The organism is Rhizobium sp. CB3090, from assembly GCF_029714285.1.
Classification (GTDB): Bacteria; Pseudomonadota; Alphaproteobacteria; order Rhizobiales; family Rhizobiaceae; genus Rhizobium.
On record NZ_CP121662.1, the window covers coordinates 2,614,334 to 2,628,130 of the forward strand.

18 protein-coding genes are annotated in these 13,797 nt (G+C 60.1%); 13 read left to right on the forward strand and 5 right to left on the reverse strand.

From position 1 onward, the window contains the following. The first annotated feature begins 302 nt into the window (after positions 1-302). Positions 303-2,051: a chemotaxis protein gene (locus QA646_RS12670; RefSeq protein WP_283055798.1), complete on the forward strand. Its 1,749-nt coding sequence runs from the start codon at positions 303-305 to the stop codon at positions 2,049-2,051. A gap of 17 nt (positions 2,052-2,068) precedes the next feature. On the opposite strand, the gene QA646_RS12675 is transcribed toward QA646_RS12670, so the two are convergent. Together QA646_RS12675 and QA646_RS12680 are read right to left on the reverse strand one after the other, a co-directional pair. Next, positions 2,069-3,310 carry a tetratricopeptide repeat protein gene (locus tag QA646_RS12675; protein ID WP_283055799.1) on the reverse strand — a complete coding sequence of 414 codons (1,242 nt, stop codon included), beginning with the start codon at positions 3,308-3,310 and terminating at the stop codon, positions 2,069-2,071. 9 nt (positions 3,311-3,319) lie between these two features. Further along, complete coding sequence (locus tag QA646_RS12680; RefSeq protein WP_283055800.1) at positions 3,320-3,973, reverse strand: thiamine phosphate synthase; 654 nt, start codon at positions 3,971-3,973, stop codon at positions 3,320-3,322. A 227-nt stretch (positions 3,974-4,200) separates the two neighbouring features. Here QA646_RS12680 and QA646_RS12685 point away from each other — a divergent pair, with 227 nt between their 5' ends. Then, the gene (locus tag QA646_RS12685; protein WP_283055801.1) at positions 4,201-4,725 is read left to right on the forward strand and encodes a tetratricopeptide repeat protein; all 525 of its coding nucleotides are present in this window, start codon (positions 4,201-4,203) and stop codon (positions 4,723-4,725) included. Between the two features lie 76 nt (positions 4,726-4,801). Next, positions 4,802-5,062 carry a metalloregulator ArsR/SmtB family transcription factor gene (locus QA646_RS12690; protein ID WP_028752915.1) on the forward strand — a complete coding sequence of 87 codons (261 nt, stop codon included), beginning with the start codon at positions 4,802-4,804 and terminating at the stop codon, positions 5,060-5,062. Positions 5,063-5,301: 239 nt separating this feature from the next. Here QA646_RS12690 and QA646_RS12695 read toward each other — a convergent pair whose 3' ends face one another. Then, complete coding sequence (locus tag QA646_RS12695; protein ID WP_081670329.1) at positions 5,302-5,475, reverse strand: DUF465 domain-containing protein; 174 nt, start codon at positions 5,473-5,475, stop codon at positions 5,302-5,304. A 229-nt stretch (positions 5,476-5,704) separates the two neighbouring features. On the opposite strand from QA646_RS12695, the gene QA646_RS12700 reads away from it, so the two are divergent. From QA646_RS12700 to QA646_RS12725, 6 genes are all read left to right on the forward strand, one after another. Further along, the gene (locus QA646_RS12700) at positions 5,705-5,908 is read left to right on the forward strand and encodes a DUF465 domain-containing protein (protein WP_028752913.1); all 204 of its coding nucleotides are present in this window, start codon (positions 5,705-5,707) and stop codon (positions 5,906-5,908) included. 19 nt (positions 5,909-5,927) lie between these two features. Further along, entirely contained in the window at positions 5,928-6,422 is a 495-nt protein-coding gene (gene purE / locus QA646_RS12705) for a 5-(carboxyamino)imidazole ribonucleotide mutase (protein WP_283058863.1), read from the forward strand. Further along, the gene (locus QA646_RS12710) at positions 6,419-7,477 is read left to right on the forward strand and encodes a 5-(carboxyamino)imidazole ribonucleotide synthase (RefSeq protein WP_283055802.1); all 1,059 of its coding nucleotides are present in this window, start codon (positions 6,419-6,421) and stop codon (positions 7,475-7,477) included. The genes purE and QA646_RS12710 overlap by 4 nt, the downstream gene beginning before the upstream one ends. A gap of 152 nt (positions 7,478-7,629) precedes the next feature. Next, positions 7,630-7,755, forward strand: a complete 126-nt coding sequence (ykgO, locus tag QA646_RS12715; RefSeq protein ID WP_003582204.1) for a type B 50S ribosomal protein L36 — start codon at positions 7,630-7,632, stop codon at positions 7,753-7,755. 97 nt (positions 7,756-7,852) lie between these two features. Next, on the forward strand, positions 7,853-8,482 hold the full coding sequence (locus tag QA646_RS12720; protein WP_283055803.1) for a hypothetical protein: 630 nt from the start codon (positions 7,853-7,855) through the stop codon (positions 8,480-8,482). Positions 8,483-8,613: 131 nt separating this feature from the next. Beyond that, on the forward strand, positions 8,614-9,663 hold the full coding sequence (locus tag QA646_RS12725) for an alpha/beta hydrolase (protein ID WP_283055804.1): 1,050 nt from the start codon (positions 8,614-8,616) through the stop codon (positions 9,661-9,663). On the opposite strand, the gene QA646_RS12730 is transcribed toward QA646_RS12725, so the two are convergent. Then, complete coding sequence (locus QA646_RS12730) at positions 9,642-10,583, reverse strand: LysR substrate-binding domain-containing protein (RefSeq protein WP_283055805.1); 942 nt, start codon at positions 10,581-10,583, stop codon at positions 9,642-9,644. The genes QA646_RS12725 and QA646_RS12730 overlap by 22 nt on opposite strands. 111 nt (positions 10,584-10,694) lie before the next feature. On the opposite strand from QA646_RS12730, the gene QA646_RS12735 reads away from it, so the two are divergent. The 4 genes from QA646_RS12735 (at position 10,695) to QA646_RS12750 (ending at position 13,122) form a co-directional block, all read left to right on the forward strand. After that, the gene (locus tag QA646_RS12735) at positions 10,695-11,084 is read left to right on the forward strand and encodes a tautomerase family protein (RefSeq protein ID WP_283055806.1); all 390 of its coding nucleotides are present in this window, start codon (positions 10,695-10,697) and stop codon (positions 11,082-11,084) included. Positions 11,085-11,089: 5 nt separating this feature from the next. Further along, on the forward strand, positions 11,090-11,485 hold the full coding sequence (locus QA646_RS12740) for a cupin domain-containing protein (RefSeq protein ID WP_283058864.1): 396 nt from the start codon (positions 11,090-11,092) through the stop codon (positions 11,483-11,485). A gap of 2 nt (positions 11,486-11,487) precedes the next feature. Beyond that, on the forward strand, positions 11,488-12,060 hold the full coding sequence (locus tag QA646_RS12745; protein WP_283055807.1) for a DUF4865 family protein: 573 nt from the start codon (positions 11,488-11,490) through the stop codon (positions 12,058-12,060). Between the two features lie 90 nt (positions 12,061-12,150). Further along, a complete protein-coding gene (locus QA646_RS12750; protein WP_283055808.1) occupies positions 12,151-13,122 on the forward strand; it encodes a threonine/serine dehydratase in 972 nt (323 codons plus the stop codon). 3 nt (positions 13,123-13,125) lie between these two features. On the opposite strand, the gene QA646_RS12755 is transcribed toward QA646_RS12750, so the two are convergent. Continuing rightward, the gene (locus QA646_RS12755; protein WP_283055809.1) at positions 13,126-13,761 is read right to left on the reverse strand and encodes a LysE family translocator; all 636 of its coding nucleotides are present in this window, start codon (positions 13,759-13,761) and stop codon (positions 13,126-13,128) included. Between the last annotated feature and the right edge of the window lie 36 nt (positions 13,762-13,797).

Sequence of the window (13,797 nt, forward strand, 5' to 3'; positions counted from 1 at the left end):
TATTGAATCTCATGTCAGCCTTAACAGGCAGTAAACACAGGTTGTATAATTCTCCATTTCTTTGGCTGTGATTTCTCACCCGATATAAATGACCACTCAAAGTTTATAATAAGTAATATGAACAGGATTTCAGGTAGTTAAATCGAAAAGCTCAAAACACTTGCTTTCCGGTGAGTGAATCTTAACCCTGCTGGGGAAAGTCCGGGATGCAACGTCTACGAGTCCGAAGAATTTACCGGAATTTTCCATCCCACATTTAAGAGTTGAGTCAAACGAGCCTTTCTCCAAGTAAAGGGACCAACATGAAAAATGGAACAGCTCTGGCGCGCCGCATCGATCTCCCCCGGGGACTCCCGCGGGCGATCGATCTCAGCCGCACCCTGGAAGCGGCGCGCACCGAGGTTGAGAAACGCTTTCTCGACGGCGGCGCTGTTCTCCTGTCGGTCATGGAGGTCCTGAACCAACTCCTGTCGTCCCTTGACCGGCTGACCAAGGCGCTCGACAGCGATGGCGCTAGCGACACCACTGCCGATCTGTTGCAGACGGTGAGCGGCCTGTCCGACCTACCCGGCCTCGAAGCCAGGCGCCAGGAGAATTTCGCCGTTCTCGCCGAGGCCGGCTCCAAGCTGCACACGCATGTCACCGATATGCAGGAGACCATGCGTTATCTGCGCACCTTCGCCGTCACGGTGAAGATCACCGGCGCGGGCATTGCCGAATTTGCCGGTTTTGCCGAGGAAATCCTGGAGCGCATTCACTCCGGCACCAATGAAGTCAACACTTTCGCCCAGCAGCTCGGCGCCCTCGAACGAGACCTCAAGGTCGCCATGAGCTTTGGCGCCACCACCGCGAAGGCCTATGATCGCAACGTTCCGCAAGTGGTCGCAGCGCTCGAAAAGGATGCCCGCACCATCGCTGCCCACCGTAGGGAACTCACGGTAATCGCCGCCGAGGTGGGCGCCATTGCCCGCGGCGTGCAAAGCAAGGTCGCAACCACCCTTTCGGCTCTGCAGATCGGTGATATCACCCGCCAGCGCATCGAGCATGTACAAAGCGCCTTCGCCTTTCTCGAAGAATTTCTCGCAAGCAATGAAGGCAGCAAGCTCGATGCCGATGCCTGCCAACGGCTTGAAAATATCATCCATCACCTGACGGCGGCGCAGATGCGCGACATGGTCGCGGATTTCCAGAGGGAGTCGGGCAGTGTCGTCAAGACGATCGCCAGCTTCAGCCACGACACTCAGGAAATCCTGAAGCTGCGCGACGCCATGAAACCCGAAAACGACAGCGACGGCAATGTGCTGCGTGCGCTGGAACAAAGCGTTTCCGCCGCCCACACCATCGTCAAACAGGTCGAAACCGCCCGCGTTCAGGCCGACGGCATCAGCCAGTCGACGCTCGGCACCGCCTCGAACCTGTTGCATCGCATCGAGACCATCCGCGCGGTCAAGACCGACATCCACTACATGGCGCTCAACACGAATCTGCGCTGCAGCCGCATGGGCGAGGAAGGTCGCTCGATCAACGTCGTCACCGCCGAACTGCGTATCTTTGCGGCAAAACTCGATGAATCCGCCGACGCGATCGTCTCCGGCCTCGCATCACTCGAAACGGCGGCCGGCCACGTCGCTTCCGGCCAGGAGGCCTCGGACTACCAACTCGACGAGAGGCTGATCTCGGCCGTCGACACCATCCGCGCCGCCGCCAATATCATGGATGGCGAGTTGGAAACGCTCTCGGCGCATGGCCGCGAAGTGGCAAACAAGATCATGCTATCGATCGGCAAGCTCGACTTCCAGCGCGACCTCGGCGAGACCCTGGCAAATTGTGCCAATACGCTTGAGGACATGGCCGGCAGCGATATGGCCGATGTGAGCGATTTGGAGGACATCATCGCGCCGCTCAGCGCCCGCATCTTCAAGACCTACACGATGGCGCAGGAGCGCGACGTCCATCGAGATATCATCGCCATGGACGCCAGCGCGGCACCGGCTGCCGCAGCACCGGCCAAAGCTGACGACGAAGATCTTTTCGCCGACGCTCTGTTCTAACAAATTCGTTTGGTGCGTTACTGCACTCTGCGAAATTTGTTCGCAGCTTCGATCGCGGCCTTCTGCTGATAGTCCTCGATGCCCTGGTAAAAATCCTCGAGTTCCGGATCTCTGAGGCCGGCGCGGCGCGAGATGACATACCAGGTCGCCGCGGCGACCGGATCCTGCTTCGTGCCGAGTGCATTGATATAGAGATGCGCCAGCTTGTTCTGCGCGACGACATTGCCGCGATAAGCGGCAACCCGCATCCAGTTGAAACCGTTCTCCAGATCCTGCTTGCCGCCGATACCGTTGATCAGCCAAATGCCCATATCGAGCTGGGCGGTGTCGAAGCCAGCATTGGCAGCACGTGACAGCCATTCACGCGCCTGCGCCTTCTTCTCCTGCGGCAAGTCTGGCAGATTGAGATAGAGCTGAGAGACGGCATATTGCGCATCGGCAATGCCCTGCTGCGCCGCTTTCTCATAATATGGGAGGGCCATCTGCAAGCCCTTGATACCGGGATTGTCTGCGGTCAGGCTCTGCCCCCAGTTGAATTCGGCGGATGCCTGGCCGGCATCGGCCGCCTTCTTCATCCATTCGTCCGCCTTCTTCTCGTCGCGCGGCACGTCACGTCCTTCCATCAGGAGCAACGCGTATTTGAACATCGAAGTCGTATCGCCGCCCTCGGCTGCCTTGCCATACCAGAAGGCAGCATCCTTGGTGTCGCGCTTGACGCCCAGCCCTTGCGACATCAATTCGGCAATCAAGGTCTGCGCCGAAGGATCACCGAGCTGCGCTCGCGGCAAGGCTTTCTGAAACGCGGTCAGGTAATAGCCACGCTGGAAGGCGCCATAGGCTTCGTCGACCTTGCCGGTGAAGGGCTTTTCCGGCGGCAGATCAGGAAGCTTCGCGCCCATACGGTCGAAGACGCCTACACCTTGAGAGGGCTTGATGGCATCATCCGTCTTCGGCTCGGCGCCCGGCCCGACCTTCTCCGTCTTGAATGTGCCGGCCGCAGCATCCAACGGCCGCGTCACCACACTGTCGCCTGGCGTCGGCGCGCTATCATCAGGCGCTGCAGCCTCATCCGGCGGCGCGGCATCGTCGGATTGTCCGCTATCGGTCGGCCGACCGCCCTTGTCCGGCTGTGTTGTGATGCCCGGCAGCGATGTATCGCTGTTGTTCGATTGCGCCGCCACAAGCGGCGGCAAAGCGGTCAGCCCAACGGCGAGCGCAGCAAGAAAAAACCGGTGACTGAATCGGGGCGTGAGCGACATGGATTGCTATCAATCTTCAAACCGTGGCGCTTTTTCGTCCAGAATCGCATTCACTTCCGCAACGATGGACGGAGCCGCCGAGGGATCGGTGAAAACGGCCCCGCGCAGCGCCACAAATTCGGCGCCTGTCAAAGCCACCTCCAGCGCCGATTTCGGATCGGTGCCCCCCATGATGATGCAGGGGATCTCGATCATCGATGCCCACCATTCGCCGAGCGCCAGGTTTTTCGGGTGTGCCTCCGGCTTGATGTCGCCATCGAGCTTGCCGAAGAAGATGTAGTCGGGACGCAGCTCGCCGATCTCCAGTGCATTGTGCCTGTCCGTAGCATTGCCGCCGCCGACGATGAGCTTCGGTACGAATTTCTCGACCGCCTCGGTAAGGTCGGCAAGATTGCCGGCAACGTGCAACCCATCGGCCTTGGCGCGGCCCGCGACGCGGCTGTCTCCGGCGATCAGTGCCGCTGCACCTGCCGCCTGCACCACCGGCACCAGCTTCTCCGCATGCTTCTGAAAGGTGCTGTCGTCGAGACCATATTGCGGAATGATGACCGACGCCACATCCCCGCCCCTCAGCGCATCGGCCACCACCTTCGCCTGCTCTTCGATATCGGCGATATCGGGAACGATGAGAACGAGACGGCAACGATCTTCGGGCACGGTCATGCGGGTTTCCATATTTGCGTTCATTTATCAGGGGATGGCGCACCCATTCGATGCTTGTGAGTAAATCCGTTAGAACTTGCTGACAAGGGGCAACAGGTGCTGATTTTGCTCATTGCCTGCCCCACAACCAAAGACCGATGTGAATACAACCGTGAAGTTGATATTTACCGCAGTACCAAAGTAAAGCTAGAGGACTGATCGACGACTGGCTGAGGCAGATAAATCACATGAAACTAGCGCGCATAATATTCGCACTGACTTTGAGCATTGCGTTCTGCACGGTTCGTACGGTCGTCCTCGCCGATCCAGATGAAGCCTTCACGGCCTATCAGAAGTCGGATTATGCCACCGCCTTCAAGCTCTATCATGAAAGAGCACTAAAGGGGGACGTGAGCGCTCAGGGTATGGTCGGCACTCTCTACGCTTACGGACGAGGCGTTAAGCAGGACGACAATCAGGCGGCCTTCTGGTTCCAAAAGCTGGCGGAACAGGGCAATGCCAAGGGGCAATTTGCGCTTGGGGGGATGTATCTCGCAGGCCGCGGCGTACCTCAGGATTACACCAAGGCGGCCGAATTGTTTCGTAACGCTGCGGAACAAGGCGAACCATTCTCCGCACTTTGGCTAAGCATGCTCTACGAACAGGGGCAGGGGGTCCTCAAGGACCCACAGCAAGCCGCCTACTGGAAGAAGAAATCCGATGAGAACATGCCCGACATTTCCGATATTTTACCTCCGCAACAACAAAAGTAGGCCGCGACTAAAACAACGCATCATTGCGGCGCACAATTGACTTGCCGCCCTTGGGCGTTTGACGTAGTTTTCGGCCATGTCGACCATGGACCCCTTCGCAGCCATCGCGGATCCGAACCGGCGTTACCTGCTGGAAGAATTGCGCCGCGCACCGAAAACGGTCAACGAACTGGCGCAGGGCCTGCCGATCAGCCGGCCCGCCGTGTCACAGCATCTCAAGGCGCTGCTCGACAGCAATCTCGTTTCCGTCACCACCGAAGGGACCAAACGCATCTACGCGGTCAACAGCCGCGGTTTCGACAAGCTCAATTTGTGGCTGGATCAGTTCTGGGGCTGAGATCAGGTTCCTTGCACGCTCTGCGGCAATTTCCCGATCTTTCTCAGGCCCAGTCTTTCTCAGGCCCAATCTTTCTCAGGAAAGTTGCGCCAACTCCCACTCCTCACGTTTTGAAGTTGGCGCATCCGTATCGACTGGGAGCAGTCACCGTCTCTTACAAGGGAATTGTTTCAGGGCCTTTCGACCCGCCTGTCTTCCTTGCCATGATCGATGGCTTCCGTCCTCTGGAAGACGTTGCGTCAGTGAACTGACGATCGCAGACGTTGGATTTCGTCTTTGAGGCGCAGCTTCCTGCGCTTGATGTCGGCTATTTCGGTGTCATTGATAGAGGGAGATGTCAGTGCAGAATGCAGCTCCTCCTCGAGAGCGACATGTTTCTTTTCGAGCGATTCAAGATGAGCTTGAACAGTCATATGACCCTTCCTTCCTCTTACGATCCCTGGCCATCCATCGCCAAGGCTCTAGGTGTCAACCCTACCAGTGTGCCATAATATCGAACCCTTGTCGAAGGCGAAAACGTGGCCTATGGGCGGCAAATTCGTGATGAAGGATAACTTCCCGTTACCATCATTTGGTGATAGGAGCTTGCGGGATTTATGAGGCGGAACGAACACGATTCCGCAGGGCATTGGGGAAATGAGCATGGCCGATCAGGAACAGGCGGAAATCAGGCTGATCGTGGCGCGGTTGCGCCAGGAACATGAAGACTATGACGCCGCGATCGACGCCATGATCCAGACGGGCTGCGATGCGCTTCGCATTCAGCGCATGAAGAAGAAGAAACTGGTCATCAAGGACAAGCTCACCAAGCTCGAAGACCAGATCATTCCCGACATTATCGCCTGAGGAGCAAGACGCGAGAATGATGACAGAGAGACCGCCCGTCGCCATCATCATGGGCAGCCAGTCGGACTGGGAAACCATGAAGAACGCCGCAGATACGCTGGAGGCGCTGGAAATCACCTATGATGCGCGCATCATCTCCGCGCATCGCACGCCGGACCGGCTGGTGAGCTTCGCCAAGGGCGCACGCGACGAAGGCTTTAAAGTCATTATCGCCGGTGCCGGTGGCGCCGCTCACCTTCCGGGAATGGCCGCCTCAATGACGCCGCTGCCGGTCTTCGGCGTACCGGTACAATCGCGCGCCTTGTCCGGCCAGGACAGTCTTCTTTCCATCGTGCAGATGCCGGCAGGCATTCCCGTCGGCACCTTGGCGATCGGCAAGGCCGGCGCGATCAATGCCGCCCTTCTTGCCGCCGCCGTCCTGGCGCTCGGTGATGAGGAGATCGCCGATCGGCTGGACGAATGGCGCGCCCGGCAGAGTGCTGCAGTTGCCGAATATCCAATGGACGACCAATGACCGCAAAAACGATCGGCATCATCGGCGGCGGCCAGCTCGGCCGCATGCTGGCCATGGCGGCAGCTCGTTTGAATTTCCGCACGATCATCCTCGAGCCGGAAGCAGATTGCCCCGCCGCGCAGGTGGCAAACGACCAGATCGTGGCCGCCTATGACGATCCGGCCGCTCTCGCCGAACTGGCGAAGAGCTGCGACCTCGTCACCTACGAATTCGAAAACGTGCCGGTCACCGCTGCCGAGGGGCTTGCTAGGGATGTTGCCGTTTATCCGCCGCCGAAGGCGCTGGAGATGGCGCAGGACAGGTTGACCGAAAAGCGTTTCATCAACGATTGCGGCATTCCGACCGCCCGTTTCCACGCCGTCGACAGCCAGGCCGATCTCGAAACGGCGCTTGCCGACTTCGGCGGCCAGGGGGTGCTGAAGACCCGGCGTCTCGGCTACGACGGAAAGGGGCAGCGCGTCTATCGCTCATCCGCCGACAGCGCTGACGGCGGCTATGCCGCACTCGGCGGCGTGCCGCTGATTCTCGAAAGCTTCGTGGCGTTCGAGCGCGAGATCTCCATCATTGCCGCCCGCGGCCTGGACGGCACTATTGCCTGCTACGATCCGGCGGAAAATGTCCATCGTAACGGCATTCTCCACACCTCTACCCTCCCCGCCCGCATCTCCGCCGAGACGGCGGCTGCGGCGCGCGTGGCGGCGGAGAAGATTTTGACCGCGCTCGGCTATGTCGGCGTCATCGGCATCGAGTTCTTCGTCCTTGCCGACGGCAGCCTGATCGCCAATGAAATGGCGCCGCGCGTTCACAATTCCGGGCACTGGACGGAGGCCGCCTGCATCGTCTCGCAATTCGAGCAGCATATCCGAGCCGTCGCCGGCCTGCCGCTCGGCAATCCGGTACGCCACTCCGACTGCGTAATGCAGAATCTGATCGGCGACGATATCCTTTCGGTTCCCGATTGGCTGAGCCAGGACGATGTGCTGGTACATCTCTACGGCAAGACGAAATCGCGTCCCGGCCGCAAGATGGGCCATATTACACAGCTTCGTCGCTAACAGCGCAGGGAAAAAACCCTGACATGGTTGACAGGGCTGAGGGGACAGGGTATTTGCTGCCCACCCTAAAGAGCGCGCCCCGAGCGCGCTTTTGATTGTTAAAGATACCGGGCGAATGTGACATTCCCCCTCAAACATCGCGGATCAGAAAAATGAAGATCAAGAATTCGCTCAAGTCGCTCAAGGCGCGTCACCGTGACAACCGTCTGGTCCGCCGCAAGGGCCGCATTTACATCATCAACAAGCTGAACCCGCGCTACAAGGCTCGTCAGGGCTGATTTTGCGTGGCGCCTGGCCACGGCCGGGCGGACCGTTCGCGGTCGCTTGAGATGATCACATCAAAATTATTTTGATCTTCGACATTGGCGGGCTACTATGCCCGCCATGCGCATTTTTGCTTCGTCACATCTGGCCCTGCCGATTCTCTTCGTCCTGACCGCCGCCACACCGCATATCGCCATGGCGGACAATTCTGATATCGTCGAGAAGAAGGACCCGAACGCTGCCTCCGGCACCCTGTCGTCGAAGCAGCAGATCGACAATCTCTTCACAGCTTTGAAGCGCCAGCGCAATCCCGATCAGGCGAGCCTCATCGCCGATCAGATTCGCATGGAATGGAGCGATTCCGGCAGCGCCACCATCAATCTTCTGATGCAATGGGCCGACAAAGCCATCCAGGAAAAGCGCAATGCGGCCGCCATGGATTTCCTCGACCAGGTGATCTCGCTGAAGCCGGACTATGCTGAGGGCTGGAACCGCCGCGCGACGCTGAATTACGCCATCGGTGACTATCGCAAATCGATGGAAGACATCAATCAGGTGCTGCGGATAGAACCGCGCCACTTCGGCGCACTCGCCGGCATGGCCGCGATCTTGAGCGAAACCGGCAACGACGAGCTGACCCTGAAGGCTTGGGAACGCTTCCTTGAAATCTATCCGGCGAATCGCGCCGCCCAGGAGCAGTATAATACCCTCTCGGAAAAAATTGCCGGTAGCCGGACCTAATGCATCTATTCGGTGATTCCGCCTGAAAGCGGAATGGTCTAGGAATTCTCAACAAAGGGCATATCTACGAAACACGAGAGATCGTGAAAGTCGCATAGACCGATAGTCCCCATTATCTGCTTTATACCGCAATGATCGATATTCTGCTTTGCGCCCTTGTTCTAATTCCTGCCGCCGCAGCCTGCTTTTCGGCCTATAAGACGCGCGCGATCGAGCAGACCTATCCTAATATCGGCGAGCTGACCGATATCGGCGAATTCCGCATGAACGCCTTGCATTTGCCGCCCCCAGCCACCGCCGATCTGCCGCCGCTGATCTTCATCCACGGTGCCAGCGGCAATCTGCGCGATCAGTTCGAAGCCTTTGCCGGCCCGCTCGCCGGCCGGGCGGAAATGCTGTTCGTCGATCGGCCCGGCCATGGCTATTCCGAACGCGGTGGCCCGGAAAATGCCTTGCCCTCCGGCCAGGCCGACGCTATCGCGAGATTGATGGAGAAACGCGGCATCGAGAGCGCCATCATCGTCGGCCATTCCTTCGGCGGCGCCATCGCCGCAGCCTTCGGCATGCGTCATCCGGATAAGACGATCGGCCTGCTCTTCCTGGCGCCGGCGACCCATCCGTGGCCGGGTGGAATCGACTGGTACTATACGCTCGCCGCCATGCCGGTCTTCGGCTGGCTCTTCGCCCATCTGCTCGTGATGCCGATCGGCCTGCAACGTGTCGAAAGCAGTACGCTCAGCGTCTTCCGCCCCAATCAGCGGCCAGTCGATTACGTGGCAAAGACCGCGCCGGAGCTGGTGCTGCGGCCAAGAGCTTTTATCAACAACGCAGCCGACGTTGCCAACCTCTTCGCCTATGTTTCCGCCCAAGCACCCCGCTATCGCGAGATCACGGCGCCGACCGTCATCATCACCGGCGACAGCGACGATATCGTCATGGAAGAGCTGCATTCGCGCGGTTTGGCGCGGGATATCGCCGGTGCCGAGCTCGTCACCATCCGTCATCTCGGCCACAAGCCAGACTATGTCGCGACAGACGTGGTCATCGCGGCAATGGAGCATCTCGCCGGCCAATCACGCGATCTCCGCGCGTTCGCGCGGGAGGCAGAAGCCCGCCTTGCTCGCCTGAAGACCACGCTGGCGACCGAAGCCGCCGCCACTCAGACGGTCACCAGTTCGTAGGTCGGCGCGTCGTCAAACACCCGCCCTTGCGGCGTGGCATCCACCGTTTGCCGCACGGCTTGCAACATGATCGAAACCAGCCGCTCCGTCGCCGGGTTCGCTTCCGCTTCGGCGCGATGCAGCACGAGATCGAGCTTCGGCAGCGGTGGGAGGCCGGCTTCGGCTGGCGCCAGAAGCCGCACCTTATCCGGCAAACCCAACGGCGTGCGCACCGTCACGCCCAACCCTGCCGCCGTCGCGGCCCAGAGCCCGCCAAGGCTGGGGCTGACGAAGGAAATGCGCCAGCCGATGCCGGCATGGTCCAGCACCTTGGTCGCGATGGTCCGCAGCAGGCAGGGCGCTTCCAGTGACGCGAGCGGCAGCGGCTCGCCGCTATCGGCACGCCATTGCACGGCACCATGCGCCGGGCCGACCCAGCACATCGGCACTTCCGCGATCCGATCGGTATGGGCAGTGCGAAAACCGTCGCTCCAGGCGAGCGCCAGGTCGAGCTTGCCGGACGTCACGCGCTCGATCAGCTCCGCATTTCGCACCACGCGCGCCTCGATCCGCACCTTCGGATGGGCGCGGGCAAAGCGGCCGAGCACTTCGGGCAACAGCGTCTCGCCGAAATCCTCCTGCAGGCCAAGACGAACCCAGCCTTCCAGATCGGCGCCATGGATCGCGGTCGCCGCCTCGTCGTTGAGATCCAGCAATCGCCGCGCATAGCCAAGCATCGTTTCGCCAGCCTCCGTCAGCGCCAGCCCGCGCCCGGCCTTACGGAAGATCGGCGTGCCCGCCTGTTCCTCCAGCTTCCTAAGCTGCGCACTGATTGCGGACGTCGAACGCCCCAGCCGCTCGGCGGCCTTGGCGAAACTGCCAAGCTCCATGCCTGTCACGAAGCTGCGGAGGACGTCGAGGTCGAAGATAACTTTCCGCATGATCAATGATCCATATTTTTGGGACTATTCGTCAATTATTATCTGATTTTCTGAACGATTATCCCGTGACATGGTGAGGCCGTCAAGTAGACCTGATGACAGGAGCAAACCATGCCATTCACGCGCATTTCCCTTCTCCGTGGCAAGTCGCCGCAATATCTGCAGGCGCTTTCGGATAATTTCCACCGCGCCATGGTCGAGACCTTCGACGTGCCGCCCACGGATCGCTTCCAGGAGATCCATCAGTTGGAGCCGAACGAGCTGATCTTCGACCGCACCTATCTCGGCGGCCCGCGCTCGGACGACTACGTCTTCTTCCAGATCACCATCGGCAAGCCGCGCTCCACTGAGGTCAAGAAGGCCTTCTATCGCCGCCTTGTCGCCCTCCTGGCGGATGCGCCGGGTGTGCGGCCCGAAGATATCATGATCAATATCATCACCACGACGCGCGAGGACTGGTCCTTTGCAGACGGGATCGCGCAGATGATCGAACAGGCCTGACAATGATGAACCGGACAAGCATTCGACAGCCGCTGCCGATCCATCGCGCCGGCACCGCCACCCAGCGTTCGCCGGAAGGCATTGCCAATGCGCCCTTCTGGGTGGAAATGCTGGTTCAAAACAACGAAGACGGCGGGCTCACTGCCATGCGCTGCACGCTCGAACCCGGCACCATGACACGCTGGCACACACATCCACACGGCCAAATCCTCTATGTGCTGTCAGGTGTCGGCCTTGCGCAGCGCGACAACGAACCGCCCGAGGAGCTGCGCGCCGGCGATTGCATTAACTTCGCACCCGGCGAGCGTCATCGACATGGCGCAACGCCGGACAGCACTTTCGCCTATATCAGCATCCAAGCTCAACAGAACGGCACCGCCGTGACCTGGCTGGAGGATTGACCATGATCGCCATGCAATACAGCTTCACCCTGCCTACCGATTACGACATGGAGATCATCCACCGCCGCATCCGCGACAGGGGGCCCATGCTCGACGATTTTCCGGGGCTGAAGTTCAAGGCCTATCTTTCCGCGAGGAAAGGCGATGCCAGGACGGGAAGCCGCGAGAATCTCTATGCACCCTTCTATGTCTGGGAAAAGGATGAGGGCTTGAGCAACTTCATCTGCGGTCCCGGCTTTGTCGGGCTGACGGAGAGTTTCGGCTGGCCGCAGGTGAAGACCTGGGTCGTCTGGCGCGCCGACATCTCACCGGATATTCGCAGTGCCCGGTACGCCACCCGAGAGATTTTTCAAACGGAGCCCTATGCGCCGCTTGCTGAAATTCGTGAGCGCGAAAGCGATGAGGCGGCTGGCGAGGTCGCGCGCGGCGAAGCGCTTGCCTCCGTCGCCGCGTTCGAACCGACCAGTTGGACGCGGGTGCGTTTCCGTCTGCTCGCCGATCTGCCAAAAGACATTTTGACGCCAGGCATCCAGGCCTACGATGTTGGCCACCTTTCCTTGTCGGATGCCGGTTGAAGTGTCACCGGGACAAAGTCGTTGTTTTAAAGAGGCCTGCAGCGTTTTATGGATTGAACAGCCTTTCCGCAGCAGAAGAGTGTTCCCTCCATGGTCGATATTGCAATGATTGAAGCCGCTCGCGACCGCCTCGACGGCCGCGCCCGGCGCACGCCCCTGCTCTCCTCCCCTTTCCTTGATGAAATCGCCGGCCGGCGGCTGTTTGTGAAAGCGGAATGCCTGCAGCATACCGGCTCCTTCAAGTTTCGAGGCGGCTGGTCGGCGGTGTCCGCGCTGGAGCCTTCCGTGCGCGCCAGAGGCGTCATCGCCTTTTCCTCCGGCAATCACGCCCAGGGCGTGGCGCTCGCCGCGCAACTGCACGGCGTTCCCGCCGTCATCGTCATGCCGACGGATGCACCGAAGCTGAAAATCGCCAATACCCGCGCCTTCGGCGCCGAAGTCGTGCTTTATGATCGCATCAACGAGGACCGCGACGCGATCGGCGCACGGCTCTCCGAGGAGCGCGGCCTGACGCTGATCAAGCCTTTCGATGAACCGCTGGTGATCGCCGGCCAGGGAACGACAGGACTCGAAATCGCCGAACAGGCAGCCGAAGAGCGCATCGATACCGCAACTGTACTCGTCCCCTGCGGCGGCGGCGGCCTGACCTCGGGTATTGCGCTGGCGCTTGAAGCCCGCGCTCCTGGCTTCAAAGTACGCCCCTGCGAACCCAAGAACTTTGATGACACGACACGCTCTCTCGCCTCCGGCAAGATCGAACGCAATGCTGCCCTGCAGGGCTCGATCTGCGACGCCATCATCACGCCGCAACCCGGAAACATCACCTTTCCGATCCTGAAGCGCCTTTGCGGCCCCGGTCTGGTGGTAACTGACGAAGAAGCGCTGGACGCCATGGCGCTGGCCTTCACCCGCCTCAAGATCGTGGTCGAGCCCGGCGGCGCCGTAGCGCTGGCGGCCGCCCTCTTCCATGGCAAGGAAATCGACGGCGACACGGTCATCGCGGTCACCTCAGGCGGCAATGTCGATACCGACGTCTTCGAGGCGGCGCTGCGCCGCCACTAAAATTCAACTCGCTGCGCGACGATAAAGCGCCAGCGAACCGGCCAAAGCCAGGAGTGCGCCGCCACAGGCGCGTTCCAGCCATTTCGTGCCTTCCGTCTTGAGGAAACGCACGGCCTGCGAGCCGAAGGCGGCATAGCCGAACATGATCGTGAAATCGAGCCAGGCGAAGAGCAGCGCGAGGATGGCATATTGCGGCATTTGTGGCGCGGACGGATCGATGAACTGCGGCAAAAAGGCCGAGAAGAACAGATAGCCCTTGGGATTGGTCACCGCGACCATGAAGCTCTTCATTCCGATGGACAGCAGGGTTCCCTTCCCTTGCCCGGCATTGGCTTTGAGCATGCCGTCGATCGCTCCCTTGGAACGGAGCATCATGATGCCGAGAAAAGCGAGGTAGGCTGCACCCGCCCATTTCAACACAGTGAACCAGAATTCCGAGGCCGCCAGCAATGCGCCGAGCCCGATTGCGACCGCACCGATCAGCACGAAGTCCGACAGCACGGCACCAATCATGCCGGCGAGCGCCCGGCGCACGCCGTAGCGCGAACCGTTGGTCAACGCCAGCAGCACAGTCGGCCCCGGCGTTGCGATGCCTATGAAGGAGACGGTAGCAAAGGCAAGCAGCGTAGCGGTGTGCATGATTTCCTCCCCATGGTTGTCGGAAACTTGCATGCA